The organism is Streptomyces sp. NPDC052012, assembly GCF_040689265.1.
Lineage (GTDB): Bacteria > Actinomycetota > Actinomycetes > Streptomycetales > Streptomycetaceae > Streptomyces.
Genome location: NZ_JBFAXA010000029.1, coordinates 61,870 through 86,746 on the forward strand (window position 1 = coordinate 61,870; position 24,877 = coordinate 86,746).

Annotated in this window: 20 protein-coding genes, 2 tRNA genes and 1 other RNA gene; 8 read left to right on the top strand and 15 right to left on the bottom strand. The window is 74.3% G+C overall.

What is annotated here, in order from left to right; all coding sequences use genetic code 11:
• Nucleotides 1–23: 23 nt before the first annotated feature.
• The 3 genes from AB0412_RS31625 (at nt 24) to AB0412_RS31635 (ending at nt 1,966) form a co-directional block, all read left to right on the top strand.
• Nucleotides 24–1,259 carry a histidine kinase gene (locus AB0412_RS31625; protein WP_366406027.1) on the top strand — a complete coding sequence of 412 codons (1,236 nt, stop codon included), beginning with the start codon at nt 24–26 and terminating at the stop codon, nt 1,257–1,259.
• Complete coding sequence (locus AB0412_RS31630; RefSeq protein WP_366406028.1) at nt 1,256–1,870, top strand: response regulator transcription factor; 615 nt, start codon at nt 1,256–1,258, stop codon at nt 1,868–1,870. The genes AB0412_RS31625 and AB0412_RS31630 overlap by 4 nt, the downstream gene beginning before the upstream one ends.
• Before the next feature lie 23 nt (nt 1,871–1,893).
• Nucleotides 1,894–1,966 (top strand) — tRNA-Gly (locus tag AB0412_RS31635).
• A gap of 59 nt (nt 1,967–2,025) precedes the next feature.
• On the opposite strand, the gene AB0412_RS31640 is transcribed toward AB0412_RS31635, so the two are convergent.
• From AB0412_RS31640 to ffs, 6 genes are all read right to left on the bottom strand, one after another.
• On the bottom strand, nt 2,026–2,925 hold the full coding sequence (locus AB0412_RS31640; protein ID WP_366406029.1) for a phosphoribosylaminoimidazolesuccinocarboxamide synthase: 900 nt from the start codon (nt 2,923–2,925) through the stop codon (nt 2,026–2,028).
• Between the two features lie 136 nt (nt 2,926–3,061).
• A complete protein-coding gene (locus AB0412_RS31645) occupies nt 3,062–4,561 on the bottom strand; it encodes a N,N-dimethylformamidase beta subunit family domain-containing protein (RefSeq protein WP_366406030.1) in 1,500 nt (499 codons plus the stop codon).
• Nucleotides 4,562–4,737: 176 nt separating this feature from the next.
• Nucleotides 4,738–6,651: a hypothetical protein gene (locus AB0412_RS31650; protein WP_366406031.1), complete on the bottom strand. Its 1,914-nt coding sequence runs from the start codon at nt 6,649–6,651 to the stop codon at nt 4,738–4,740.
• Between the two features lie 347 nt (nt 6,652–6,998).
• Nucleotides 6,999–8,261 carry a phosphoribosylamine--glycine ligase gene (gene purD / locus AB0412_RS31655; RefSeq protein WP_366406032.1) on the bottom strand — a complete coding sequence of 421 codons (1,263 nt, stop codon included), beginning with the start codon at nt 8,259–8,261 and terminating at the stop codon, nt 6,999–7,001.
• A 110-nt stretch (nt 8,262–8,371) separates the two neighbouring features.
• Nucleotides 8,372–10,798, bottom strand: a complete 2,427-nt coding sequence (locus tag AB0412_RS31660) for a DNA polymerase III subunit gamma and tau (protein ID WP_366406033.1) — start codon at nt 10,796–10,798, stop codon at nt 8,372–8,374.
• 45 nt (nt 10,799–10,843) lie between these two features.
• An RNA gene (gene ffs / locus AB0412_RS31665) (signal recognition particle sRNA small type) lies at nt 10,844–10,942 on the bottom strand.
• A gap of 72 nt (nt 10,943–11,014) precedes the next feature.
• Here ffs and AB0412_RS31670 point away from each other — a divergent pair.
• Nucleotides 11,015–11,102: transfer RNA gene (locus AB0412_RS31670), tRNA-Ser, on the top strand.
• A 59-nt stretch (nt 11,103–11,161) separates the two neighbouring features.
• Here AB0412_RS31670 and gap read toward each other — a convergent pair.
• From gap to AB0412_RS31715, 9 genes are all read right to left on the bottom strand, one after another.
• Nucleotides 11,162–12,160: a type I glyceraldehyde-3-phosphate dehydrogenase gene (gene gap, locus AB0412_RS31675; protein WP_366406034.1), complete on the bottom strand. Its 999-nt coding sequence runs from the start codon at nt 12,158–12,160 to the stop codon at nt 11,162–11,164.
• A 156-nt stretch (nt 12,161–12,316) separates the two neighbouring features.
• On the bottom strand, nt 12,317–13,273 hold the full coding sequence (locus AB0412_RS31680; protein WP_366406035.1) for a helix-turn-helix domain-containing protein: 957 nt from the start codon (nt 13,271–13,273) through the stop codon (nt 12,317–12,319).
• Nucleotides 13,274–13,349: 76 nt separating this feature from the next.
• Nucleotides 13,350–14,855 (bottom strand): fused MFS/spermidine synthase, encoded by a 1,506-nt coding sequence (locus AB0412_RS31685; protein ID WP_366406036.1) that lies wholly within the window; start codon nt 14,853–14,855, stop codon nt 13,350–13,352.
• 114 nt (nt 14,856–14,969) lie between these two features.
• Complete coding sequence (locus tag AB0412_RS31690) at nt 14,970–15,758, bottom strand: DNA-formamidopyrimidine glycosylase family protein (RefSeq protein ID WP_366406037.1); 789 nt, start codon at nt 15,756–15,758, stop codon at nt 14,970–14,972.
• 74 nt (nt 15,759–15,832) lie between these two features.
• Nucleotides 15,833–17,626 (bottom strand): copper resistance protein CopC, encoded by a 1,794-nt coding sequence (locus AB0412_RS31695; protein ID WP_366406038.1) that lies wholly within the window; start codon nt 17,624–17,626, stop codon nt 15,833–15,835.
• Between the two features lie 171 nt (nt 17,627–17,797).
• On the bottom strand, nt 17,798–18,571 hold the full coding sequence (locus tag AB0412_RS31700; protein WP_366406039.1) for an SDR family oxidoreductase: 774 nt from the start codon (nt 18,569–18,571) through the stop codon (nt 17,798–17,800).
• On the bottom strand, nt 18,568–19,050 hold the full coding sequence (locus AB0412_RS31705) for a cupin domain-containing protein (RefSeq protein ID WP_366406040.1): 483 nt from the start codon (nt 19,048–19,050) through the stop codon (nt 18,568–18,570). The genes AB0412_RS31700 and AB0412_RS31705 overlap by 4 nt, the downstream gene beginning before the upstream one ends.
• On the bottom strand, nt 19,047–19,655 hold the full coding sequence (locus AB0412_RS31710) for a GNAT family N-acetyltransferase (RefSeq protein ID WP_366406041.1): 609 nt from the start codon (nt 19,653–19,655) through the stop codon (nt 19,047–19,049). The genes AB0412_RS31705 and AB0412_RS31710 overlap by 4 nt, the downstream gene beginning before the upstream one ends.
• Nucleotides 19,648–21,924, bottom strand: coding sequence for a penicillin acylase family protein (locus tag AB0412_RS31715; RefSeq protein WP_366406042.1), 2,277 nt, complete (start codon nt 21,922–21,924; stop codon nt 19,648–19,650). The genes AB0412_RS31710 and AB0412_RS31715 overlap by 8 nt, the downstream gene beginning before the upstream one ends.
• 76 nt (nt 21,925–22,000) lie before the next feature.
• Here AB0412_RS31715 and AB0412_RS31720 point away from each other — a divergent pair, with 76 nt between their 5' ends.
• The 4 genes from AB0412_RS31720 (at nt 22,001) to AB0412_RS31735 (ending at nt 24,822) form a co-directional block, all read left to right on the top strand.
• Nucleotides 22,001–22,723, top strand: a complete 723-nt coding sequence (locus AB0412_RS31720) for a siderophore-interacting protein (protein ID WP_366406043.1) — start codon at nt 22,001–22,003, stop codon at nt 22,721–22,723.
• Between the two features lie 24 nt (nt 22,724–22,747).
• Entirely contained in the window at nt 22,748–23,359 is a 612-nt protein-coding gene (locus AB0412_RS31725; RefSeq protein WP_366406044.1) for an HhH-GPD-type base excision DNA repair protein, read from the top strand.
• Nucleotides 23,360–23,623: 264 nt separating this feature from the next.
• A complete protein-coding gene (locus tag AB0412_RS31730; RefSeq protein ID WP_366406045.1) occupies nt 23,624–24,469 on the top strand; it encodes an HdeD family acid-resistance protein in 846 nt (281 codons plus the stop codon).
• The gene (locus tag AB0412_RS31735; protein ID WP_366406046.1) at nt 24,466–24,822 is read left to right on the top strand and encodes a hypothetical protein; all 357 of its coding nucleotides are present in this window, start codon (nt 24,466–24,468) and stop codon (nt 24,820–24,822) included. The genes AB0412_RS31730 and AB0412_RS31735 overlap by 4 nt, the downstream gene beginning before the upstream one ends.
• Nucleotides 24,823–24,877 lie beyond the last annotated feature (55 nt).

Consider the following 24,877-nt stretch of genomic DNA (forward strand, 5'->3'; position numbering starts at 1 on the left):
GTCGATGCGGAGGAGCCGAGGGCATGCGGGAGCCGGGAGGCTGGTGGCGGCGCAAGAGCACGCCGGAGAAGGTGGAGACGTACACACGGTGGTCGTTCCACTTCTTCGGTGTGGTGGAGGTCCTCTTCGTCGCGCTGCCGGCCGTCGGCGCGCTCGGGCCACGGCTCGGCAGCCTGCTGCTGGCGGCGGTGGCCGCGCACGCCGCGCTGTGCATGGTGACCGTGTCGCGGGCACTGGACTGGACGCGTGGCCGCCGCCGGCAGCCGGTCTGGCTGCTGTGGCTGCTCGGTGTGGTCAGCGTGGTGATCGCCGCCGGCGCCCAGGCGATCGTGCAGCACGATCCGGACCGCTCGGGCGTGGGCACCGCGGCCGGTGCGGTCTTCGGCGTCGTCCTGATCCTCGGCGCGGGGATCATCGCGCTCGCTCTGAGCCGGCGGCATGTGATCCCCCTGGTGCTCGCGTTCGCCGCGGGTGGCGGGCTCGTGTCGCTGCTCGTGGGCGCACCGGGGGCCGCTGCCGTGCTCACGACGCTGGTCGTGCTGCTGGGCGCCGGGTTCGTGGCGCTCACGGCCCTGCTGTCCGTCTGGCTGCTCAACGTCGTCTACGAGCTCGACGCGGCCCGCGAGACCCGGGCCCGGCTCGCCGTGGCCGAGGAACGGCTGCGGTTCGCCCGGGATCTGCACGATGTGATGGGACGGAACCTGGCCGTCCTCGCCCTGAAGAGCGAACTCGCGGTGCAACTGTCCCAGCGCGGACGGCCGGAGGCGGTCGACCAGATGACCGAGGTGCAGCGGCTGGCCCATGAGGCGCAGCGGGAGATCCGCGAGCTCGTCCGCGGCTACCGCGAGGCCGACCTGGGCGCCGAGATCGTCGGCGCGCAGAGCGTGTTGCAGGCCGCGGGCATCGCCTGCACGATCACCGGCTCACCCGCCGGGCTGCCGGCCTCGGCGCAGTCGGCGCTGGGATGGGTCGTGCGCGAGGCGGCGACCAACGTGCTGCGGCACGGAGATGCCCTGCACTGCACTGTGGAGTTGAAGGTGACGGAGGGACGCGTGGTGCTGTCCGTGGAGAACGACGGCGTCCGGGAGGAGCGGAGCGGCGGCGGGACGGGCTCCGGGCTCGCCGGGCTGCGCGAGAGGCTGTCCGGGATCGGCGGCACGCTGGAGGCCGGGCCCGCCGGCGAGGGCCGTTTCCGGCTGACCGCGGCGGTGCCGCTGCCCCGGGAGGCGTCCCACGCCGTGCGCGGGGCCGCCTCATGACCGCCCCCCTGCGCGTGCTGCTCGCCGACGACGAGCATCTGATCCGGGGAGCGCTCGCCGCGCTGCTGTCGCTGGAGGACGACCTCACGGTCGTCGCCGAGGCGGCCACCGGACCCGAGGCCCTGGCGATGGCGCGGGCGCACGCCCCCGATGTGGCGGTGCTGGACCTGCAGATGCCCGGCGCGGACGGTGTGAAGGTGGCCACATCGCTGCGGGCGGAACTCCCCGGCTGCCGGGTGCTGATCGTGACCAGTCACGGGCGGCCCGGGCATCTGAAGCGGGCGCTCGCGGCGGGGGTGCGCGGGTTCGTGCCGAAGACGGTCAGCGCCCAGCGGCTCGCGGAGATCATCCGCACGGTGCACGCCGGAAACCGCTATGTGGATCCCGAGTTGGCCGCCGACGCGATCGCCGCCGGCGACTCACCGCTCACCGCCCGCGAGGCCGAGGTGCTGGAACTCGCCGCCGACGGCGCACCCGTGGCGGAGATCGCCGAGCGGGCCGCGCTGAGCCAGGGGACGGTGCGGAACTATCTCTCCTCGGCCGTCTCCAAGCTCGGGGCCGAGAACCGTCATGCGGCGGTGCGTCTCGCCCGCGAGCGAGGTTGGGTATAGTTGCTGTCGCGCCACGGCGCAACGCGGACGTAGCTCAGTTGGTAGAGCGCAACCTTGCCAAGGTTGAGGTCGCGAGTTCGAGCCTCGTCGTCCGCTCCGCAGTGAAGGCCCCGGTCATCGACCGGGGCCTTCGTCGTCCTCCTCGGCCCGGGGGCTCAGCTCCAGGTGACGCCGGTCAGACGCTCGTAGGCGTCGATGTACTTCGCCCGGGTCGCCGTCACGACCTGCTCGGGCAGCGGCGGCGGGGGCTGCTCGCTCCCGCGGTCCCAGCCGGACTCGGCCGAGGTCAGCCAGTCGCGGACGTACTGCTTGTCGTACGACGGCTGGGCGCGGCCCGGCTGCCACTGCTCGGCCGGCCAGAAGCGGGAGGAGTCCGGGGTGAGCACCTCGTCCGCGATGACCAGTTCGTCGCCGTCGAGGCCGAACTCGAACTTGGTGTCCGCGAGGATGATCCCCCGGTCGCGGGCGATGTCACGGGCCCGGGAGTAGGCCGCCAGCGTCGCCTGGCGCAGCCTCGCCGCGGTGTCCGCGCCGACCTGGCGGGCGACCTCCTCGTAGGAGACGTTCTCGTCGTGCTCGCCGACGGCGGCCTTGGTGGCCGGGGTGAAGATCGGCGCGGGCAGTTCCGAGCCGTCCACCAGCCCCTCGGGGAGGGCGAGGCCGCAGACGGTGCGGGACTCCTTGTACTCGGCGAGGCCCGAGCCGGTGAGGTAGCCGCGGGCCACGCACTCCACGGGGACCATGTTCAGGGACTTGCAGACCAGGGTGCGGCCCGCCCAGTCGGCGGGGGCGCCGGCCGGCAGTTCGGTGCTGAGGACGTGGTTGGGGATGAGGTCGGCGAGCTGGTCGAACCACCACAGGGACAGCTGGGTGAGCACCCGGCCCTTGTCGGGGATCTCGGTCGGCAGCACCCAGTCGTAGGCGGAGATGCGGTCGCTGGCGACCATCACGAGGTCGCCCGCCTCGTTCCGGTACAGCTCGCGCACCTTGCCGGTGTGCAGATGCACCAGACCCGGAACCTGGATCGGCTCGGGCTTTTCGACGAATCCGGACACGGTTCCTCCCCGTGGTTGAAAACAAAGGGGTGCCCGCAGGGCTCGCTTGGGGTGGTGGTGGGAGACGGGCGGGCCAATGGTGCGATTCTCTCGTATGGGAGGACCACGGCGGACAGCGGGACCCGGGGGGAGGCGCTCAGTCGCGTTTGCAGATGCGGTCGAGGAGGTTGGCGGTGGCGCGCTGGATGCGGGGGTCGACATGGCCGGGGCGGTCCAGGGCCGGGGACCAGGCGAAGGTGCCCGAGGCGAAGACCCAGGCGCCGGAGGGCGCCCGGTACAGGGACGTCTCCTGGTGGCGGCGGACGCCCTCGCGGTCGGTGTACGGGGAGTGCGCTAGCAGGACGCGCTCGTCGTGGTCGGGCAGCGGGGCGCGCGGGAAGTAGCGGTCGGCCTCCCCCGCGACCAGCCCCTCGATCGCCTCGCCCTCGTGCGCGCCGGTCGCCTCCCACATCCAGTGGTCGGCGTTGCGGACGATCAGCGGGTGCGGCTCGGGGACCTGACCGGCGTACTGGATGCCGAGCAGCTGCTGTTCCGCGCGGTCGATCTCCCGCCACAGCGCCGGCCGGCCCGGACCCTTGCGTTTGCGGCAGGTCAGCAGGCGGTCCGGGACCCCGGTGGGGGCCGCGGCCAGCTCCACCTGCCAGTACATGGTGTTGGCGGAGAGGAAGACCAGGGAGGTGCCGCGGTCGCGGGCGTGTTCGGCGGCGCTGCGCATGGACTGCGACCAGTACTCGTCGTGGCCGGGGAAGAGCAGGCCGCGGTAGCGGGCGGGGTCGACGCGGCCCGCGTGCAGGTCGCGGGCGTCGGCGTAGGCGAGGTCGTAGCCGTAGCGCTCGGCCCAGCGGATGACGTCGTAGGCGTGCCCGACGTGCAGCGGCAGGCCCGCCCCGGCGTACGGGCGGTCGAAGGAGACCGTGGTGGCGGCGTCTGCCTCGCCGAGCAGGCGGCCGTGCTCGTCCCAGGCGTGGTAGAGGCTGGCTCCGGTGCGGCCGTCCTCCGGGTAGAGGTTGTACGCCTGCCAGGTGACGTCGGGCAGGACGAGGAGGAGGTCGGCCGGGCGGTCGTCGCGGACCGTGAAGGGGACGTGGGAGCGGTAGCCGTCGGCGGTGGTGAGGACCGCCACGTACGCGCCGACGCTCCAGTACGACGGGACGGGCAGCCGCCAGGACAGCCACCAGTGGTGGCAGGAGACCGTGCGGTCGGCGGCGAGCGGCGGGGGTTGCACGATGCCGGAGAGCCGGGGACTCGAGGTGATCTTGGTGGCGCCGTGGCCGCCGTAGTGGCCGATGCGGTAGACGTCGACGTCGAAGTCCTGGGGCGGGTCGACCGTGATGTGGAAGTCGATCGACTCGCCGGGGGCGACGGCACCGGTGGAGGTGAAGCCCTTGATCTGGAGGTGCACGTCGTCGGCTGCGCGGGGGCCGGAGGAGCGGCGGGGGCCGGGGATCTTCGGTGCGCCGGGGCGGGGCGTGCGCGCGCCGGGGTCGGGCTCGACGTACCAGGGGACGACCTGGCCGGTGTCGTCGAAGTACGTCTCGCTGCCGCGCAGCCACGGGAGGGGGCCCTGCCCGAAGGGGTCCGTCACGGCATGCGCCATCGCTCCGGACTCCCAGCGGCGGATCTGCTCCGAACCCATGGCAACTCCCCTCCGCCAGTTATGTGTTTGTCGTATGTCGCAAGCCCTTGCCGGTGAGCGTGAACGGTCCCAGCACATCACATTACGCACGCACTCCGTCACCGTTCGTTGTGAATTGACCGAAAGCGGAGGGGTGGGCTCCGGGCATCGGAGTGGGGCCGTGGGGAAGCTCCGGGTCACACGAGGCGGACGGGCTTCTCCGGGCGTATGCCCTGGCGGGTCAGCCACAGGCGGAGGGCCGTGGGGTCGCCGTGCTCGATCAGGTTCAGGACCTGGGGGGACAGGTCGGCGGCCCGCTCGCCGCTCACCAGGAGGATCGGGCCGTCGAGCCAGTCCAGGCCGGGCGCCGCACCCGCGGTGTCCATGGCCGCGCAGCACACCATCGCGGTGATGTGGTCGGCGAGAAGCTCGCGGGCGGTGCGCGGGGGCTGGAGGGGGAAGAGGGGCAGGGCCCGGTCGTCCCAGAGGGGGGCCGGATCCGGCGCGGGTCCGGTGGAGGCGGACCGGGTGACCCGGGCGGTGCTCGTCGCGGTCTCCTCACGCGCCAGCTCGGCGCTGAGGCGGGCCGCCAGGGCGGCGCTTCGGGAGGTGGTGCCCGAGAGGTCCTCGTCGTCGTCCGGAGGCACGGGGGCCCCGGTGGGGGGAGGCGCGGGGTCCGCGGCTATCGAGCCCAGGTCGGGGTCGGTGGCGGGCCCGGGGGAGGTGGCGGGCCCGGGGTCGGTGGCGGGCCCAGGGGCCGCGCCCGGGGTGGTGGGGCCGTCCGGGTCGGCAGGCTCGGGGGCCGGGCTCCCGGCCGGGGGTGGGGTCGCCAGGTGGTCGAGGATGCGGGAGAGGGTCGGGGCGTCCGGGCCCGGGGGTTCGCCGGTGGCGGCGGGGCGGACGCCCAGGGCGTCCAGGACGCGGTGGAGGCGGGCCGCGTCGGTGCGCCATTTGCGGTCGACGACCTCCTCCGGATAGTCCGCCCAGTGGACCGGCGCCCAGTCCGGACCGGGGGACGCCGGGCCGCCGTGGAAGAGACGGGCGGCGAGCAGGGAGGCGGCCTCGTCCACCGCGCCCGGCTCCTCCAGCAGGTCACAGGCGGGCCGCTCGCCGAGCCGGGAGGCGAAGCCCTCGGCCAGCCGGTCCCGGCGGGACAGCTCGGTCAGGGCGGCCACCACTCCGGCGTTGAGCCGGGACGGCCAGCGGCCCATCCGCCACGCGGGCAGCGCGACCCGGGTCAGCAGCCGGTCCCAGCCCGCGTACGCCAGCCCGACCTGCTCCTGGGCGACGATCCGCAGCCCGTAGTCCACAGCCTGTGCACGCTCGGCCGCCGCAGCGGCGACCCCGCGCTCCATCTCGGCGGCATGGGTCCGGCAGCCGCGCAGCAGGACGCGTGCGACCCAGCCGACGCCCGCCAGCACGCCCCGGTACACCGGGCCCCGGCCGGGCGCCGACGCCACGGCCACCGCGGCGTCCAGACCGCGGACGAAGCGCCGGGCGGCGGCTATGTCCGGGTGGGCGGAGGGTCCCGTACCGGCCACGACCGGGGCCAGCACGGCGCGCAGCTCGCCCACGCGCATCCACCACAGGAACGGCGAGCCGATGACCAGGACCGGCGCGGCGGCCGAGCGGTGATGCGGGGCGGCCCGGCCCGCGCCCGCTATCTCGTCGCCCTCGTCCTCCTCGGGCCGGGGGCCGTGGGCCGGGTGGGTGCGGTCCTCCAGCCAGCTGTCGCAGTCCGGGGTGAGCGCTATCGCCGACGGGGCGGGGACGTCGAGGCGGTCGGCGAGGTCGCGCACCATCCGGTACAGATCCGGTGCCGCCTCCTCGGCGATCGCGACCGTGGGGCTCACGGCGGGGCGGGAGCGGGCGACGACCAGGGCGATCCCGGCGGCGGCGAGCAGGACGAGGGCCGCGACCGGGGTGAGGATCCCCCGGGCCACGTCCCAGCCGGTGCCGGGGAGATGCCCCGTGGAGCCGCCGGCGAGCAGGATCACGGCAGCGGCGGCGGGCAGCAGGGCGACGGCCAGGGCCCGGCTGCGGATGCGCAGCACGGCCAGCGCCCGGGAGCGCGCGGCCTGCGCGCCTGCCTCCACACCCATTCCGCTCATGGCCCGACCTCACCCCCTCCCGACGGTCCCGACGCTGTCCTGGCTTTGCTCACTCCCCCACTGTGGCACCCGCCACTGACATCGCAATGCCGGTGGGCCAAGTGCCGGAACGCTTGCGCGGCACCCTAGTTGGGGCCCCGGCCCCCGTCAGCCGGATAGCGCATCGCTCACTCGATGGAATGGCTTTGGGGAAAGGTGGATGACGGACAGCAAGGATCAGGCCCCGGATCCTGAGACGGATCCGGGGCCCGGGACGTTCATCGGGACCCGCACGCGGCGGGGCTCCCTGTGCTGCGCGGCCGTTACGCGCTCTGTGCGTCGGCTGTCACGCGCCCTGTGCACGGCCGTTACGCGCTCTGTGCCGCCTCCGCGGCCTTCGCCGCGATGTCCGTGCGGTGCTGGGAGCCGTCGAGCCGGATGCGGGAGACGGCGCGGTAGGCGCGGTCACGGGCCTCGGTGAGATCCGTACCGGTGGCGGTGACGGACAGCACACGGCCGCCCGCGCTGACGATCGCGTCCCCCTCCTGCCGCGTCCCCGCGTGCAGCACGTACGCGTGCGGCGCGTCCTCGGCGGCGACCTCGTCGAGCCCGGTGATCGGGTCGCCGGTGCGCGGCGTGCCGGGGTAGTTGTGCGAGGCGACGACCACGGTGACGGCGGACTCGTCGCTCCAGCGCAGCGGCTCGAGGTGGGCGAGGTTGCCGGTGGCGGCGGCCATCAGCACCCCGGCGAGCGGGGTCCTCAGCCTGGCCAGCACGACCTGGGTCTCCGGGTCGCCGAACCGGGCGTTGAACTCGATCACGCGCACCCCGCGCGAGGTGATCGCCAGGCCCGCGTACAGCAGACCGGAGAACGGCGTGCCGCGCCGCCGCAGCTCGTCCACGGTCGGCTGGAGCACCGTCTCCATGACCTCGTCGACCAGCTTCGGGTCGGCCCACGGCAGCGGGGAGTACGCCCCCATGCCGCCGGTGTTCGGGCCCTGGTCGCCGTCCAGGGCGCGCTTGAAGTCCTGCGCGGGCTGCAGGGGCAGCACGGTCTCGCCGTCGGTCACGGCGAACAACGAGACCTCCGGGCCGTCCAGGTACTCCTCGATGACCACACGCTCACAGGCGGCCGCGTGCGCCTTGGCCGCCTCCAGGTCGTCGGTGACCACGACGCCCTTGCCCGCGGCGAGCCCGTCGTCCTTGACGACGTAGGGGGCGCCGAAGGCGTCGAGCGCGGTGGCGGCCTCCGCCGGGGTGGTGCACACGTACGACCGGGCCGTGGGCACCCCGGCCGCCGCCATCACGTCCTTGGCGAAGGCCTTGGACCCCTCGAGCTGCGCCGCCTCCTTGGAGGGGCCGAAGACGGGGATGCCCGCCGCGCGCACGGCGTCGGCGACACCGGCGACGAGCGGCGCCTCCGGGCCGACCACCACGAGGTCCGCACCGAGCCGGGTGGCCAGCGCGGCCACGGCGGCGCCGTCCAGGGCGTCGACCTGGTGCAACTCGGCCACCTCGGCGATGCCGGCGTTGCCGGGGGCGCAGTGCAGCGCGGTGACGGCGGGGTCGAGGGACAGGGAGCGGCACAGGGCGTGTTCGCGGGCGCCGGTTCCGATGACGAGGACCTTCACGGGGTCAGCCTAACGGGAGCCGGCGGCTTCGCTTTGTACGGGCTTCCGAAGAGGTGAGGAGGAGGTGTTTGTGGGTTCCTCCAGGGTGGGCCCGGTCAGGGCCGGCGGCCCTACTCGTTCGTGATCTCCTCGACCACCGTCGCGCCGAGCTCCCGGACGATCAGCTCCTGTCCGGAGAGGGCGGATTCGTCCAGGTCGGGGTCGTCGTCCTCGGGGATGTCGTCCTCGGGGGAGACGGGGACCGGCGGCGTGGGCGTGGACGGGCGGGGCGCCGGGGGCTGGGCCGGAGGGGAGGCGGGGGCGGAGGGCGCCGGGGTGCTGGGCGCGTGTGCGGGGGCGGAGGCCGCGGCCGCCTGGGGGGCGGCGGGGCGCTGACCGGCACCGGGACCGCCGGTACCGGCACCGCCGTAGGAGGCGCCGCCCGCACCGCCGTACGAGGCGCCGCTCGCACCGCCCGTGCCGTGGCTCGCACCGCCCGTGCCACCGTGACGGCCACCGGTGGGGCCGCCCGCGGACGGGGCCGCCGTGCCGCCGCCGGACGGGTCGACGATCGCCTCGATCTTCCACTGGACGTTGAACTGCTCGCCCAGCGCCTGGCGCAGCACGTCCTCGCTGCCGCTGCTCAGGAAGTTGTCCCGGGCGCCCGCGTTGACGAAGCCGAGTTGGAGGGTGGTGCCGTCGAAGCCGGTCACCTGGGCGTTCTGGCTGAGCAGGATCCAGGTGAAGCGGCGGCGGTTCTTGACCGCTTCCAGGATGTTGGGCCAGAGCATGCGGGGGTCGAGGCCGCCGCCGGCCGAAGGTGCGGGGGCCGGCGAGGGCGCGGACTCGGATGCTGCGGACTGGGCGGCGGACGGCGCGGCCGAGCCGCTCGCCGCGGCCGGGCCCTGTCCGCCTCCCGCCGGGGCGGCCGTGGGCCAGCCACCGGGCCGCCGGCCGCCGCTGCCGGCCGGGGCGGCGGTGGGCCAGGCACCGGGGGCGGGCGCGGAGGGCTGCGGGGCCGGCGCCGCACCGGCTCGCGGTTCGGGCGGTCCGTCGGTGGCGGCGGGCCGGTTCCCTGCGGGAGCAGTGGGCGGGACGGCCGGCGATGCCGGGGCGGGGGCCTCGGGGGTGCCCGAAGCGGCGGGCGGGACGGAGCTCGCGGCCGGAGCGGAAGCCCCCGCGGGGCCGGCACCGGTCGCCGGAGCCGCCGCACTCCCGGCCCCCGGAGCCCGTACCGCCGCGCGGGCCGCGGCGGGACCGCCCCCCGGCGGAACCGGCACGGCCTGCGCCTGCCCCGGCCCCCGACCCTGGCCCTGACCCGGCGCCTGAGCGTGGGCGTCCGGGCCGGGCACGTACCCCATCGCGGGCATACCGGCACCGGCACCGCCTGCGGCGAAGTGCACCCCGCGCTCGATCCGGTCGAGGCGGGCCATGACCGACCGCTCGTCGCCGTACGCGGCCGGAAGCAGCACGCGTGCGCAGATCAGCTCGAGCTGGAGGCGCGGCGAGGTGGCACCGCGCATCTCGGTGAGCCCCTCGTTGACCAGGTCGGCGGCGCGGCTGAGCTCGGCGGCGCCGAAGGTGCCGGCCTGGGCCTGCATCCGCTCGATGACATCGGCGGGGGCGTCGATGAGCCCCTTCTCGGCGGCGTCGGGGACCGCGGCGAGGATCACCAGGTCGCGGAGCCGCTCCAGCAGGTCGGCGACGAACCGCCGGGGATCGTTGCCCCCCTCGATCACCCGGTCGACGACCTCGAAGGCAGCGGCACCGTCACCGGTGGCGAAGGCCTCCACCACGGAGTCGAGCAGCGAGCCGTCGGTGTACCCGAGCAGCGAGGTGGCCATGGCATAGGTCACACCCTGCTCCCCCGCACCGGCGAGGAGCTGGTCCATGACGGACATCGAGTCACGCACCGACCCGGCGCCGGCCCGCACGACGAGTGGCAGCACCCCGTCCTCGACGGGGATGTTCTCCTTCTGGCACACCTCGGCGAGGTACTCGCGCAGCGTGCCCGGGGGCACGAGCCGGAAGGGGTAGTGATGGGTCCGCGAGCGGATCGTCCCGATGACCTTCTCGGGCTCCGTGGTGGCGAAGATGAACTTCAGGTGCTCAGGGGGCTCCTCGACGACCTTGAGCAGGGCGTTGAAACCGGCCGACGTGACCATGTGGGCCTCGTCGATGATGTAGATCTTGTACCGGCTGCGGGCGGGTCCGAAGAACGCCTTCTCGCGCAGGTCACGGGCGTCGTCGACACCGCCGTGCGACGCGGCGTCGATCTCGATCACGTCGATCGAACCGGGGCCGTTGCGCGCGAGGTCCTGGCAGGACTGGCACTCCCCGCACGGTGTGGGTGTGGGGCCCTTCTCGCAGTTCAGGCACCGCGCGAGGATCCGCGCACTGGTCGTCTTGCCGCAGCCGCGCGGACCGCTGAACAGGTACGCGTGATTGACCCGGTTGTTCCGCAGCGCCTGCTGCAACGGGTCGGTGACATGCTCCTGCCCGATGACCTCGGCGAACGACTCCGGGCGATAGCGGCGGTACAGCGCGAGAGACGACACGCATACGAGGTTATAGGCGCCCACTGACAACCAGCCCGCCCCGAGAACGCGAGCGCCCCCCACGCACCCGCCAGAGCCGACCTACCCTTGCTGCCTTCCGGCCCTGGGGGAGTTCAGTCAGATAGCGCCGCGTGAGGGGCTGCGCAAAGGCTACCTCATCCCCGGGGACCGGAACGAGTTCGCGAGCACTCCTCTCGGTCATGTAATGTTTCCGGCGGAGGATTCGCCTAGAGGCCTAGGGCGCACGCTTGGAAAGCGTGTTGGGGGCAACCCCTCACGAGTTCGAATCTCGTATCCTCCGCCAGTGCCTCACCGGGCACGATGTCGAAGGGCCCCCTGGAAACAGGGGGCCCTTCGACGTTGTCAGCGGGTGGCGAGGAGTTCCAGGGTGTCGATCACTCGGTTGGAGAAGCCCCACTCGTTGTCGTACCAGGCGACCACCTTGATGTGGCGGCCGTCGACGCGGGTGAGGGCCGAGTCGAAGATGGACGAGGCCGGGTTGCCCGTGATGTCGGACGAGACGAGCGGGTCGTCCGAGTACTCGAGGATGCCGGCGAGCGGGCCCTCCGCGGCGGCTCGGTACGCCGCCAGCACATCCTCGCGCGTCACGTCGCGGGCGACGGTCGTGTTGAGTTCGACGATCGAGCCGACCGGGACGGGGACCCGGATCGAGTCGCCGGACAGCTTGCCGTCCAGGTTCGGCAGGACCAGGCCGATCGCCTTGGCGGCGCCCGTCGTGGTCGGCACGATGTTGACGCCGGCGGCGCGGGCGCGGCGGGCGTCGCGGTGCGGGCCGTCCTGGAGGTTCTGCTCCTGCGTGTAGGCGTGCACCGTCGTCATGAAGCCGTGCTCGATGCCGGCGAGGTCGTCGAGCACCTTGGCCAGCGGTGCGAGCGCGTTCGTCGTGCAGGAGGCGTTCGAGACGATCGTGTGCACGTCCGGGTCGTAGGCGTCGGTGTTGACGCCGTACGCGAGCGTGACGTCGGCGCCGTCCGAGGGCGCGCTGACGAGGACCTTCTTCGCGCCCGCGTCCAGGTGGGCGCGGGCGGCCTTGGCCGAGGTGAAGCGGCCGGTGGCTTCCAGGACGATGTCCACGCCGAGTCCGGCCCACGGCAGCCGCGCCGGCTCGCGCTCGGCCAGCACCTTGATCCTTCGGCCGTCGACGACGAGGGTGTCCCCGTCGGCGGTCACCGGGCGGCCGAGCCGGCCGGCCGTGCTGTCGTAGGCGAGCAGCCGGGCGAGCGTGGCGGGCTCCGTCAGGTCGTTGACGGCGACGATCTCCAGGGCGCTGTCGCGCTCCAGCAGGGCGCGCAGCACATTGCGTCCGATGCGGCCGAAGCCGTTGATCGCGATGCGAGTCATGAATGGTGTCCCTTCGGTTCGCCACCAGCGTCGCGTGCGGCCCGCTTCCGGGACAGCGGCGCGATCGCCAGGGTTCGCAAGGATCGCGCCAGGGGCGCCAAGGGCGCCACGCGCCATCACGGCTGCCGCCCCGAACCGCCCCGCGCCGCCCCCCCGCTACTCGCCCTGCGCGAACGTGCGCCGGTACTCGGTCGGCGTGGTGCCGAGGATGCGCTGGAAATGCAGCCGCAGATTCGCCCCGGTGCCCAGACCGACCTCGGCGGCGATCTGCTCGACGCTGCGCTGCGAACGCTCGAGCAGCTCACGCGCCACGTCGATACGGGCGCGCATGATCCACTGCATCGGCGTGTACCCCGTGTCCTCGACGAAGCGCCGCGAGAAGGTCCGTGGTGAGACCGCCGCGTGCCGGGCGAGCACCTCCAGGGTGAGGGGTTCGCCGAGCCGGCCCAGCGCCCACTCGCGGGTGGCGGCGAACCGCTCGCCGAGCGGCTCGGGCACGCTGCGCGGCACGTACTGCGCCTGACCGCCGCTGCGGTAGGGGGCCGCGACCAGGCGCCGGGCGGCGTGGTTCGAGGCGGCCACCCCCAGGTCGCCGCGCAGGATGTGCAGGCACAGGTCGATGCCCGAGGCGGCGCCGGCCGACGTCAGGACGCTGCCCTCGTCGACGAACAGCACGTTCTCGTCGACCCGGACGCGCGGATGCTTCGCCGCGAGCGTCCGCGCGTAATGCCAGTGCGTGGTGGCGCGCCTGCCGTCCAGCAGGCCCGTGGCGGCGAGCGTGAAGGCGCCCGTCGAGATGGCGGCGAGCCGCGTACCGCGAGCGTGGGCGGCGATCAGCGCGTCGACGACGGCCCGCGGCGGGTCGTCGCGGTCCGGGAAGCGGTGGCCGGGGATGAAGGCGATGTCGGCCCACGCGAGCGCCTCCAGGCCGTGGGCGACGTGGTACGACAGGCCGTCGGCGCCGGTCACCGGACCGGGTGCCGCCCCGCACACCCGCACCTCGTACGGCATGCTCGCGCGGGTCGTGAACACCTGCGCGGGAATGCCGACGTCCAGCGGCTTCGCCCCCTCCAGGACGAGGACGGCGACGCGATGCAGGCGGGAGGCGGGCACGGGGACAGGGTACGAGGGGCCCTGGCCGTTCCCGTCCCGGATCCCGGACGGTCCGGGCCGCACGGTTCCTGTCCCGTCAGCGGCTGTTCTGCGGGCTGTAGGGCTCGAGGAGCTGGTCGACGGGGGCGTGGTCGTCCGTGAGGGGCCGGGCTCCGGCGATCCAGGAGGTGAGGGCCTCGCCGGTGGTGATCGTCCAGTCGGTTCCGCGGGCGTCGAGTGCCTCCTGTGCCGCGCGCAGGTCGACCGGGCGGTCGGAGGCGAGGAGCAGCAGGTTCCCGCCGTCGGTGCGGGGGCCGACGAGGGCGACGTGCTCGAAGACCTCGGTGAGGGTGGCTGCCTCGGCGCGGGCGAAGGCCAGCTCTCCGTGGTCGATGAGGTTGGCGGCGTACAGGCCGTCCTCGTCGAGCACCCGCCGGACGTCGGTCATCGCCTCCACCGTCGTCAGGTGCCACGGCACGCTGACGCCCCCGAAGGCGTCGCCGACGACGAGGTCACGGCTGCCGGTGTCCAGGCGCCGCAGGCCGAGCCTGCCGTCCTCCGCGCGGATGTCGATACCGGCGCCCGGATCCAGACCGAGCTGGTCGCGGGTGATCCGCACGACCCCGCTGTCGATCTCGGAGACGACGCTGCGGGTCCCGGGCCGCGTGGCTGCGAGGTGGCGGGGGAAGGTGAGGCCGCCACCGCCCAGGTGGTAGGCGGTGAGGGGCTCACCTTCGGGGAAGGCGGCGTCGGTCACCGCCGCGAGGGCGCGCACGTACGTGAACTTCAGGTACGTCGGGTCGTCGACGTCGACGTAGGAGTGGCGCAGGCCGTCCAGGACGAGGGTGCGGCCGCCGTCCCGGTCGGGGTCCGTGACGACCTGGGCGCAGTGGTACCTGGTCTCCGTGTCGCAGGCACCGGGCGCGACCGTGGTGGCGAGGCCGCCGGCCACGACGACGAGGGTCAGGGCGGGCGTGCCGCTCCATCCGCGCCTGCGCCACTCCACCAGCGCCGAGCCGGCCACCAGCAGGATGCCGAGGCCGATCAGGATGCCGCTGACCGGGAGCCGCGACACGAGGACGAAGCCGGTGAGGACGGTGCCGACGATGGCGCCCAGGGTGCCGACGCCGGACAGCCGGCCGACCACCGTGCCGGTCTCGGCGAGGCTGGTGAGGCGCAGCTTGGTGACGATCGGCGTGACCGCGGAGAGCAGCGCGCCCGGCACGAGGATGGTCAGTGACGCGATCAGCAGGAGCAGCGGCGCCGCCCACTCCGCGGTGGTGCGCAGAACGGCGGGAGTGAGGGCGATCACCGCTCCCGACACCCCGAGCGACGGGCCGAGGAGCCGGCGCGGGTCGACCTGGTCGGCGATGCGCCCGCCCATCCAGGAGCCGAGGGCGATCGCGGTGAGGGCGACGCCGATCACCATGGTGCTGGTCTCGAGGGTCAGCCCGAGGTACGGCGCCAGCAGCCGCAGGGCGACGATCTCGACCACCAGGACCGCGGCGGAGGACATGAACACGAGGACGGCCGCGGCACGGGGACCCAGGCCGCCGGTGCGGGGCGCGTCCTCGGTGACGGGCGAGGTAGACCATCGGGTCACGGGCGCCATCCTCGCACGCGGCGCAGCCGCGGACAGGGAGTTGGAACAATCCGTGTCCGTATCGCCTCGCTCCGTGACCGGGCTGGCGGCGGGGCCGTCGTGGTGGTCCCTCGCTCAGGAGCCGCCCGGCTGGCACCGCGGGCACCAGATGGTCGTACGACCCGACAGGCGCGTGCGGCGCAGGTGGGTGCCGCAGCGGGGGCAGGCCGGGTCCGGGTCGTCGCGGTGGCCGGTGAGCCAGGCGTCGCGGGGCGGCACGCAGCCGGCGGTGACCGCGGAGCGCAGGGTGCGGCGCATGTGGGTGTACAGCCGGCGGCGGTCGGGCTGAGGGAGATCGCCCGCCCGGAGGGCGGGATGCAGTCGCGCCCGCCACAGCACCTCGTCCGCCAGCAGATTGCCGAGCCCGGCGAGGACGGTCTGGTCGGTGAGGACGGTCTTGACCTTGCCGCGACGGGACGAGAGCGCGGCCTCGAACGCGTCGCGGTCCACCGCCAGCGCGTCGGGGCCCTGGCGCTCCAGCAGCCGGGCCGCCCCGGCGGCGTCGTGGCACAGCCACAGGCCCTGGAGTTTGCGCTGGTCGCGGTAGCGGAGCTGACGTCCGCCGGTCAGGGTGAACACGACCCGGTCGTGGGCGTCGACCGCGTCACCGGCGTCGGCGCAGACCAGGCGGCCCGTCATGCCGAAGTGCAGCAGCAGGAGGGGGCCGCCGGTGCGGGCCAGCAGCCACTTGCCGTGCCGTTCCGCGCCGGTGAACCGCCGCCCCTCCAGCGCCTCGCACAGCCGTCGCACGCTCACCCCGTGCAGGACCCCCGCGTCGTGCACGTCGACGCGCCGGACGACCCTGCCCTGCGCGCAGGACTCCAGCACCTTGCGGAATCCCTCGACATCCGGCAGCTCGGGCATGGGGCCTCCTCCACGAAAGAGGGCGGTCGCCCTCCCATTCTCGCGTCAGGACGGCCGGCACCCCGGGGTTGCCGTCACCGGGCTATGCGGATCTTGCGGGTCTCCGTCACCTGGTCCACGTCCGACGTCCTGATCGTCAGTTTCATCGTCCAGGTGCCGTCCAGGGGGAGCGTGAGGTCGTTGGTGGCCCAGTAGCCGCCTCGGTCCGTCAGGTCGGCGTCGATCGGGCCGACGTCCTTCTCCTCCAGGGTGAAGGTCATGCGGAGTTCCGGTACGGCGATCAGGCCGTTGTCGGCGCCGAAGACCACCGCCTGGACACCGTTCTCGCCGACGCGCCCGGGGTCGAGGGTGATCTGTACGCGGCCGGTGCCGCCGGGGGTGCCCACGTCGTAGGGGACGGTGAGCGTGGTCGAGCCGGGCAGCCCGGCGACGGGTGCTGCCGCCGCGGCCTCCCCGGACGCCGCCTCGGCCTCGGCGCGGGCCGGGAGGGTGCTGGTCAGGACGGTCGTGACCAGCAGGACGACCACGGCGACGGCGACCTCGACGAGGACGGAACGGCGCAGGGCGCGGCGGTGGGGGTCGTCGTCGGTGTCCTGGGAAGGCGGAGGTGGTGGCGGGGACTCGTCGGGCTCCGTGGTGGCGGAGCCGGACGCCCCGACCAGTTCGGGCACCCGCGCCGCCGCCTCCTGGGTCCGCGGAACCCGCGCCAGTCGTGCCGTCCAGCGGCGGGACAGGCCCGCGACCAGCAGCAGCGCGGCCACCAGGGCCAGTTTGACCAGCAGGGTCCGGCCGTACGACGTCTCCGTGAGCGCCGGCCAGGAGCCGAGGCCGCGCCAGGACTGGTAGACGCCGGTCACGACCAGGACGGTCACCGAGGCGAAGGCCAGCCGGGAGAAGCGGGTGACCGTGGCGGGCGGGGCCGGCCGCGGCGCGCGGTACAGGATGAGGAGCAGCGCGGTCAGTCCGCCCAGCCAGCACGCCGTCGCCAGCAGGTGCAGCACGGACGACGTCATCGCCAGCGGCACCTGGATCCCGGCGGAGGCGTGCTCGGCCGCCGCCCAGGTGAGGGCGAGGCCGACGGCGAGGGCGGCGCCTGCCGCCAGGTGGGCGGGGGGAGTGCGGTCGGGCGTGCGGCGCCGGGAGAGCCGTAGCAGTATCGCCGCCGTCAGCAGGACCAGCGCCAGCCGGGCGAGCAGGGCCAGGCCCGGGCGACCGGTGAGGGCGCGCGTGACGGCGGAGGTGTCGAGGGCGGTGGCCGGTGAGGTGCCGTTCTCGTAGGGGGCGCGCAGGATCAGCAGGACCAGGGTGGAGGCGAACAGGGTCCACCAGCCGGTCAGCAGCGGCAGTCGCAGCGGACGTGTGTCGGGCGGCCGGCACAGTGCCGCGAAGGCCGCCGTGCCGATGAGCAGGGCGGCGGCGATGTACGCGAGGTAGCGGGCGGTGTCGTAGAGGCTCGCGGTGACCGGGTGTTCGTCCGGCGTCGTGGGGGCGGCGGGTGCGGTGGGCGAGGGCTTGCCGACGGAGAAGGTGAAGGCGCCGGACACCGGGTGGCTGTCGGCGGAGACCACGCGCCAGGCCACCGTGTAGGTGCCGTCGGCGAGGTCTCCGGGCAGTTCGACCCGGGCGGTGTCGGAGGAGTCCCGCGCGTGTTCGGGTTCGCCGAGGGGGACGCGGCGGTTGTCGGGGCCGTAGATCCGGAAGGAGTCCTCCAGCAGGCCGACGGACTCCGTGAAGGTCAGGGTGACGTGACGGGGCGCGGACTTGACGACGCTTCCGTCCTCGGGGTCGGTGGCGCGGAGGGCCGCGTGGGCGCCGGCCGGGGCCGCGCCGCCGAGGAGGAGCAGGACCAGCAGGGAGCCCAGCAGCATCAGCCGCGCAAACCGCCGCTCGCCGCGCCCCCCGGTCCCGCCTCGACCGCTTCCGCGTCCGCGCCCGCCGGTCCCGGTCACCACACTCTGCCGTCGCCGCACGTCGCACCCGCCTCCTGGCATCCGCCTCCGGGTTAGGTACGGACGACAGGGGCGTTGTGCTCACCGGCCTCACCAGGTCGGCCGGGCCGAGGCCCCTCCGTCCACCACCAGGTCGTGGCCCGTCACCCAGGCGGCGAGGCGGGAGGCCAGGTACACGCAGGCGTCGCCGATGTCCTCCGGGCTGCCCAGACGCCCGAGCGCGGTGGCCCGGAGCCAGCGGTCCACGCCCTCCGGCCAGGCGTCCGCGAGGCCCTCCCGGTCGATCAGGCCGGGCGAGACGGTGTTGACGCGGACGCCCCACCGGCCGTACTCGAGGGCCGCCGAGCGGGCGTGCATCACCACCGCCGCCTTGGAGGCGCAGTAGTGGGCGTGGGCGGGGGCCGGGAGGCGGGCCTCGACGGAGGCGATGTGGGTGACCGAACCGCCGCCCCGTTCCCGCATGAGCTCCGCTGCGGCCTGGGTGCAGGCGAAGACGCTGGTGAGGTTGGTGTCCACGACCGCCCGCCAGTCGGCCGCGGTCATGCCGGGGAGGTCCTGGACCGGCTGCACGCCCGCGTTGTTGACCAGCGCGGTCAGCCGGCCGCCGCCCCACTCGGCCGCCTCCGACACCAGGCGTCGGCAGGCGTCCTCGTCGGTGAGGTCGGCTCCGGCCAGGACGACCGCCTCGCCGCCCGACTCCCGGATGCGGCCGGTGACTTCACGCGCCGAGGACACCGCCGTACGGCAGTGCAGCGCGACCGCGGCGCCCTCCTCGGCGAAGCGCAGCGCGATGCCCCGGCCGATGCCGCCGCCCGCGCCCGTGACCAGGGCGACCTGTCCTGCCAGCAGTCCGTGCGGGCTCATGGGCGGCACAGTTCCACGATCTGCGCCGCCCGGTCGGGGTAGCGCGCCGCCAGCTCCGCCGCGTCGCCGTGTTCGTAGCCCTCGTAGGTGAATCCGGGCGCCATCGTGCAGCCGAACAGCGTCCACGCTCCGCCCGGTGCCACCCGCGCCCCCATCCAGGTGCCGGCGGGCACGGTGAGCTGGATGTGCTGGCCGCCGAGGACGTCCGGGCCCAGCACGGGTGTGCGGGAGGTGCCGTCGGGGGCGAGCAGGAGCAGCGTGAGCGGGTCGCCCAGGTAGTGGTGCCAGATCTCGTCCGTGGGCAGGCGGTGCAGGGCGGAGAAGTCGCCGGGCCGGTCCGTGAGCAGGGCGATGATGGCCGTGCCCTCGGGGCGGCCGTCGCCGGGGCGCGCGGGACCGGCCCAGGTCTGGCGGAACCGGCCTCCCTCGCGCGGGATCGGCTCCAGTCCGTAGTGGGCGACGAGTTCGTCGGGCGTCACCCGCCGAAGGCTACCTCGCGGGTGAGGAAGGCGAGTTGGGCCTTCTTCTCCGGCAGGTACACGTCCGGCAGGTCGACCTCGGGCAGCACCACCGCGGGACCCGCGGTGAAGCCCTGCTTCACGAAGCGGGCGATCGCCTTCTCGTTGGCCACGTCCGGGTCGACCACCACCCGGCGGCGGTCCAGCCCCACCAGGACGTACGTGAGGACTGCGGTCGCCAGGGCCGAGGTCCAGCCGGGGCGGGCGGCACCGTCCTCGGCGGGCGCGAGGAGCAGATGGATGCCGATGTCGCCGGGTTCGACCGGGTAGCACTCACCGACCCGGTCGGCCTCCGGCTCGTACGTCTGGAGCAGCGCGGCCGGGGTGCCGTCCTTGACGACGAGATACGCGTGGTGGGTGTCGAGGCCGGCCATGTGGGCGTAGATCTCCGCCACTTGACGCTCGGTGAGGCCGTTCATGCCCCAGAAGGCGGCGCGTTCCTCGCTGACCCAGCGGTGCAGCAGCGGCGCGTCGGCGGTGGCGTCCAGGGGCAGGACGCGCACGGAGCCGAAGCCGTCGACCACCTGCTCGTGGACGGCCGCGCGGGAGGCGTACGGGTCAGACATCGGTCTCCTTCGTCAGCTGCGCCCAGTCGGTGACGACCGGGACGAGGTCTCCCGCGAGCCACAGCGGCTGCTGGTCGCGGTGGTGGGGTGAGCCGGGATCGCCGGACGCGCCGAACGGCACCACCCAGCGGCTGTTCTCGCGCCGGGCCAGGTCCCAGACGTAGCGGGCGGCCGGGCCGCGCGCCGCGAGATCGGTGAGGCCGGGCACGGCCGAGGTGCACAGCACGCAGTCGTGGTCGCCGGACAGTCCCGGCTCGTCGTAGGGGGTCTGCGGCGGCAGGGCACGCCACGGTGCCAGGCGGTGGGTGTCGCCCCAGGTGCCGGCGGGCGGCCGGGCGGCCACCTCCTCCAGTGCGGCGCGTACCGCGTCGGTGCGGTCGATGCCGTACAACTCCTCGGCGGTCAGGAGGTGTTCGAGGGCGAAGGCGATGCGCGGCAGCAGCGCGAGCCAGGGCAGGAACACCTCGGGGTACGCGGGCGGCGTGGCCAGCGCGGCGAACGCGGGGTGCGCCGCGAGCCGCCGTACGACCGCGCCGCGCACGGCGGCGTAGTGGGCGGCGTCGGCGCTGCCGGCGTCCATCCGGCGGTCCCAGCGCAGCAGCCGGTCGCGCAGCTCGGCCGCGGGGTGGCTCAGAGCCCGGGGGTCGAGGGCGCCGAGGCGGTCGAGGAGGGCCGCGGCGGAGGCGAGGTGGGTGTCGGTGTGGATCGCGGGCATGTCGGCGGCGGACCAGCGCTCCTTGGCGGCGAGCAGTGCGGTGATCCGCTCGGCGCGGTGCGGCGGGGCGAACTCGACGCCGAGAGGGGTCGCCGGGCCGCGCTGGTTGGCCATCACGGCGACCCCGTCGGTCAGGCCGGCGCGCGGTGACTCGTGCCAGTCCTGCCACTCGTGGCCGGCCTCCCAGGCGGGCACGAGCCGCAGCCGGTTGTCCGCGGCCCGCACCGGCACCCGCCCCGCGACCCGGTGCAGGGTGCCGCCCTCGGTGTCGGCGGCCTGGACCACGTTGACCGGCTCCGCCCACAGATCGACGGCCCGGTCGATGTCGCCGACGCTCCGGGCCCGCAGCAAGGGCAGGAGCGCGGAGAAGCCGAGGTCCTCGGTCACCCGGGGCGGGTAGCGCAGGGCCACGGCGAGCGGGGGTGCGGCGGGTCCGGTCACGCCGCCGGCCCCGCCCTCGGGCTCCTCGTCGCCGCCGCCCTCGCCGGGTCGCCGGGCCATGTCGTCGGCGACGGCCGGGCTGTCGCCTGCGACACCCGGCCCGACCCCCACTGCGACCGGACCGTCCCCCACGACGACGGGTCCGTCCCCCTCGACGACCGGACCGTCCCCCACGACGACGGGTCCGTCCTCCAGGCCCTCCGGGCCGCCGATGACGATGGGGCCGCGGGAGGTCTCGACGACCTCGATCTCCACCGGGGTCTCGCCGGCCACCTCGATGGTCTCGGTGTGACGGGCGGCGCGGTGCCAGGTGCCGTCGGGGCCCAGCGCCTCGATCCCGGCGCCGGTGCGGCGCAGCCGTTCGCGGTAGAGGTCCTGGTAGTCGGCCATCGCGTTGGTGATGGCCCAGGCGACGGTGCCGGTGTGGCCGAAGTGGGCGATGCCGGGGACGCCGGGCACGGCGAGGCCGACGACGTCGAACTCCGGACAGGACAGGTGGATCTGCTGGTAGACGCCGGGGTCCTCGATGAAGCGGTGCGGGTCCCCCGCGATGACGGCGTGGCCGGTGGTGGTGCGCTCCCCGGCGACCAGCCAGCCGTTGCTGCCGGACGTGCCGGGCCCGTCGGTGGCGAACAGTCCCACGGCGTCCGCCCCGAGATGCGCGGCGACCTGCTCGCGCCAGAGCTTCGCGGGGAAGCCGGCGAAGAGGATGTGCGTGGCGAGCCAGACCCCGAGCGGGGTCCAGGGTCTCCAGCGTCCCGGGGTGAGCGCGGCGCGCTCGAACTCGGGGGCGGAGGCGGTGCTCAGCCCCTCGTTGACGCCGTCCACGTACGCCCGTACCCACTGCGCGGTCTCCGGGTCCCGGCGCTCGAGAGCGGCGAAACACCGCTGCGCCGTGTCGGCCAGCCGGGCCCGGCGGGCGAGGCGGTCCCAGGGGAGGGCCTCGGCGCCGAGGAAGGACGCCGAGGTCCCCTGCAGCCTGTGCCGTTCGACCTCCAGCTGCCAGGCCCGGTCGAGGGCGGTGACCCGGCCCTGGACGCGGGCGAGTTCGAGCGCGCTGTCCGCCCGCAGGTGCGGGATGCCCCATGCGTCCCGGAAGATCTCGCCGGTCACTGTGCCCTCATTTCGCTTTAGGTTAGGCTCCCCTAAGTAAACCGTGGCGGAATCGTACGCGAAGGGTGAAGAGGCGATGGGGCAGGGGCGGGGTTGGGAGGGCGCGGTCCTCAAGCTGATGCGGGCGAAGGACTTCGCGTTCACCGTGACGGGGGCCGAGGACGTCACCGGGGACTACCGGCGGGTGCACTTCACCGACGGGGGGCTGCTCACGGCGATCGGGGTGCACCCGACGATGTGGGTGCGGCTGTGGTTCGACAACGCGGGCAAGCCGCACCAGCGCGGGTACACGCTGGTCGACCCGGACCCCGCCGCCGGTACCTTCGCCATCGAGTTCGCCCTGCACGAGGGCTGTGCCAGTGACTGGGCGCGGGCGGCGAAGCCCGGCGACACCATCGAGGCGACCGTCCAGGGCACCGGCTTCGAGGAGCCGAGCCCCGCTCCCTCGCACGTCTTCGCCGTCGGTGACCCGGCCTCCCTGCCGGCCATCAACTCCCTGCTGGGCGCGCTGGGTTCCGCACCGGCGACCATCTGGTTCGAGGGCTCGCTCGACGGGCTGCCGTGTGTCGCCGACCCGGAGCGGCACGAGGTGCGCGAGGTGCCCCGCAAGGACGCCGGCGACCATCTCGTGCAGCGGGTCCGCGCGGACCTCCCCGAACTGCTGCGGGCCACCCCGGACCCGTACGTCTGGATCGCCTGCGACACGAGGACCACCCGTGCGCTCACCGCGTTCGTCCGCAAGGAGCTGGCCGTGCCCAAGCAGCGGACGCACGCGCTCGGGTACTGGCGCGCGAGCTGAGCGGCGACGCGCGATCATCGGGGCATGGACGTCACTCTTCACCTCGCCCAGGACCCCGAAGCCGACGCGCTGCTGGGCCGCAGTCCGCTGGCCGCGCTGACCGGCATGCTGCTGGACCAGCAGATCCCTATGGAGTGGGCGTTCAAGGGCCCGGCGACCATCGCGCGGCGGATGGGCGCCGACGACCTGGACGCGCACGAGATCGCCGCGTACGACCCGGAGGCGTTCGCCGCGCTGCTCGCCGAGAAACCGGCGGTGCACCGCTACCCCGGGTCGATGGCGGGCCGCATCCAGCAGCTGTGCAGGTACCTCGTGGAGCACTACGACGGTGACGCCGAGGCCGTGTGGCGGGGCGTCGGCACCGGCGCGGAACTGCTGCGCCGCCTGGAGGACCTGCCCGGCTTCGGCAAGCAGAAGGCGCAGATCTTCCTGGCCCTGCTCGGCAAGCAGCTCGGCGTGCAGCCCACGGGCTGGCGGGAGGCCGCGGGCGCGTACGGCGAACCCCGGTCCTACCGCTCGGTCGCGGACATCACGGGCCCCGACTCCCTGGCCAAGGTACGGGCCCACAAACAGGAGATGAAGGCAGCGGCGAAGGCAGCCAAGGCGGCCAAGCCGCAGAAGAAGCCGTCCAAGTAGGACCGCCCTGACAACGGACGCTCAGCAGCCCCAGGGGCGCGGGGAACTGCGCGAACACCCCCGCAAAGGCCGCCCTGACAGCGAACGGTCGGCAGACTCAGGGGCGCGGGGAACTGCGCGAACACCGCCAACGACCCGCAGCCGCCAGACCAGCGCAACCGGACACCGCCGTAGGCAGCCGCACGCACGTGCCGCCGCCGCCCCGGTCCACCGCATGGCCGCTCCCGAGTGGCCCCGCGTGCCGGGCGGATCCCAGCATGGAGCATGACCGAGCCTCCCAGCGGCTCTCCCTGGGATCCGGAACGCGGCCCGCGTGACGGCCACGGTCCCGGACCGCACGAGCCGTCCCCGCATGCCCCGGGCAGCCCCGGCTCACCCGCCCCGCCCGATCCGCGCGACCCGCACGAGAAGGCCCCCACCGATCCCCACGGCCCGCAGGGCCCCCGCGAGCATCCGCCCGTGGACGACGGGGAGGACCCGGCGGACGACGACCCCTACGGAGCCACCCCGGGTGTGCACCGGCCCGATCCGCCCTTCGAAGGCCCGCTGAACCTGCTGTCGCGCACCGCCTGGCAGGCCGTGCTGCTGACCGGCGTCGCCTCACTCGTGCTCGGGGTCCTCGTCCTGGTGTGGCCAGGTGCCTCCTTGGTCGCCGCCGGGGTGCTGTTCGGCCTGTACCTGGTGTTCAGCGGCGTCCTCCAGCTCGTCTCCGCCTTCGGCACCCACCGCACCACCTCGCTGCGTGTCCTCGCCTTCATCAGCGGGGCCCTGTCGATCCTGCTGGGACTGTTCTGCTTCCGCGGCCCGATGCAGTCGATCCTGCTGCTCGCCCTGTGGATCGGGATCGGCTGGCTGTTCCGCGGCATCACCCACACCCTGGCCGCCCTCCACGACCCCGGGATGCCCGCCCGCGGCTGGCAGATCTTCCTCGGTGTCCTCACCGTCGTCGCCGGCATCGTCCTGATCGACTCCCCGTTCGAGTCGGTCGCCGTCCTCACCCTGGTCGGCGGATGCTGGCTCGTCGCGGTGGGGATCGTCGAGGTCGTCACCGCCCTGCGCATCCGCGGCGGTCACCGGCCGGCCGGGCGGATCCCGGCCCCGGTCGGATGAACGGCATAGCCCCGAAGGGAACCCGGCGCGCACCGCTGCTGCGTGCGCTGGTGCTGCTGCTCGCCCTGCTCCTGCCGGGTCCGCACCTCGAGACGGCCCTCGCGGACTCCGCGGCCGCGATCAGCGGCGGCTGCACCGGAGGGGGCGGCACGTCCCTCGAGCACGACCTCCACGACTCCGCCCTGCGGCCGGAGGCCCGCTGCGCCACCCGGCATCCCGCCACCGCCCTGCGTCCCACGCCTCCCCCGGTCGCCGCACATCCGCACCGGACCCCGTCCCCCGTCCTCCGGCCGGCACCGGCGCACCCCCCGCGTCCGCCGGACGTCCTGCGCTCCGTGGTCCTGCGCTGCTGACGGAACCGGGCACCGCCCGTCCATCAGCCCGGCACAGAGACCGACCGGAAACCGG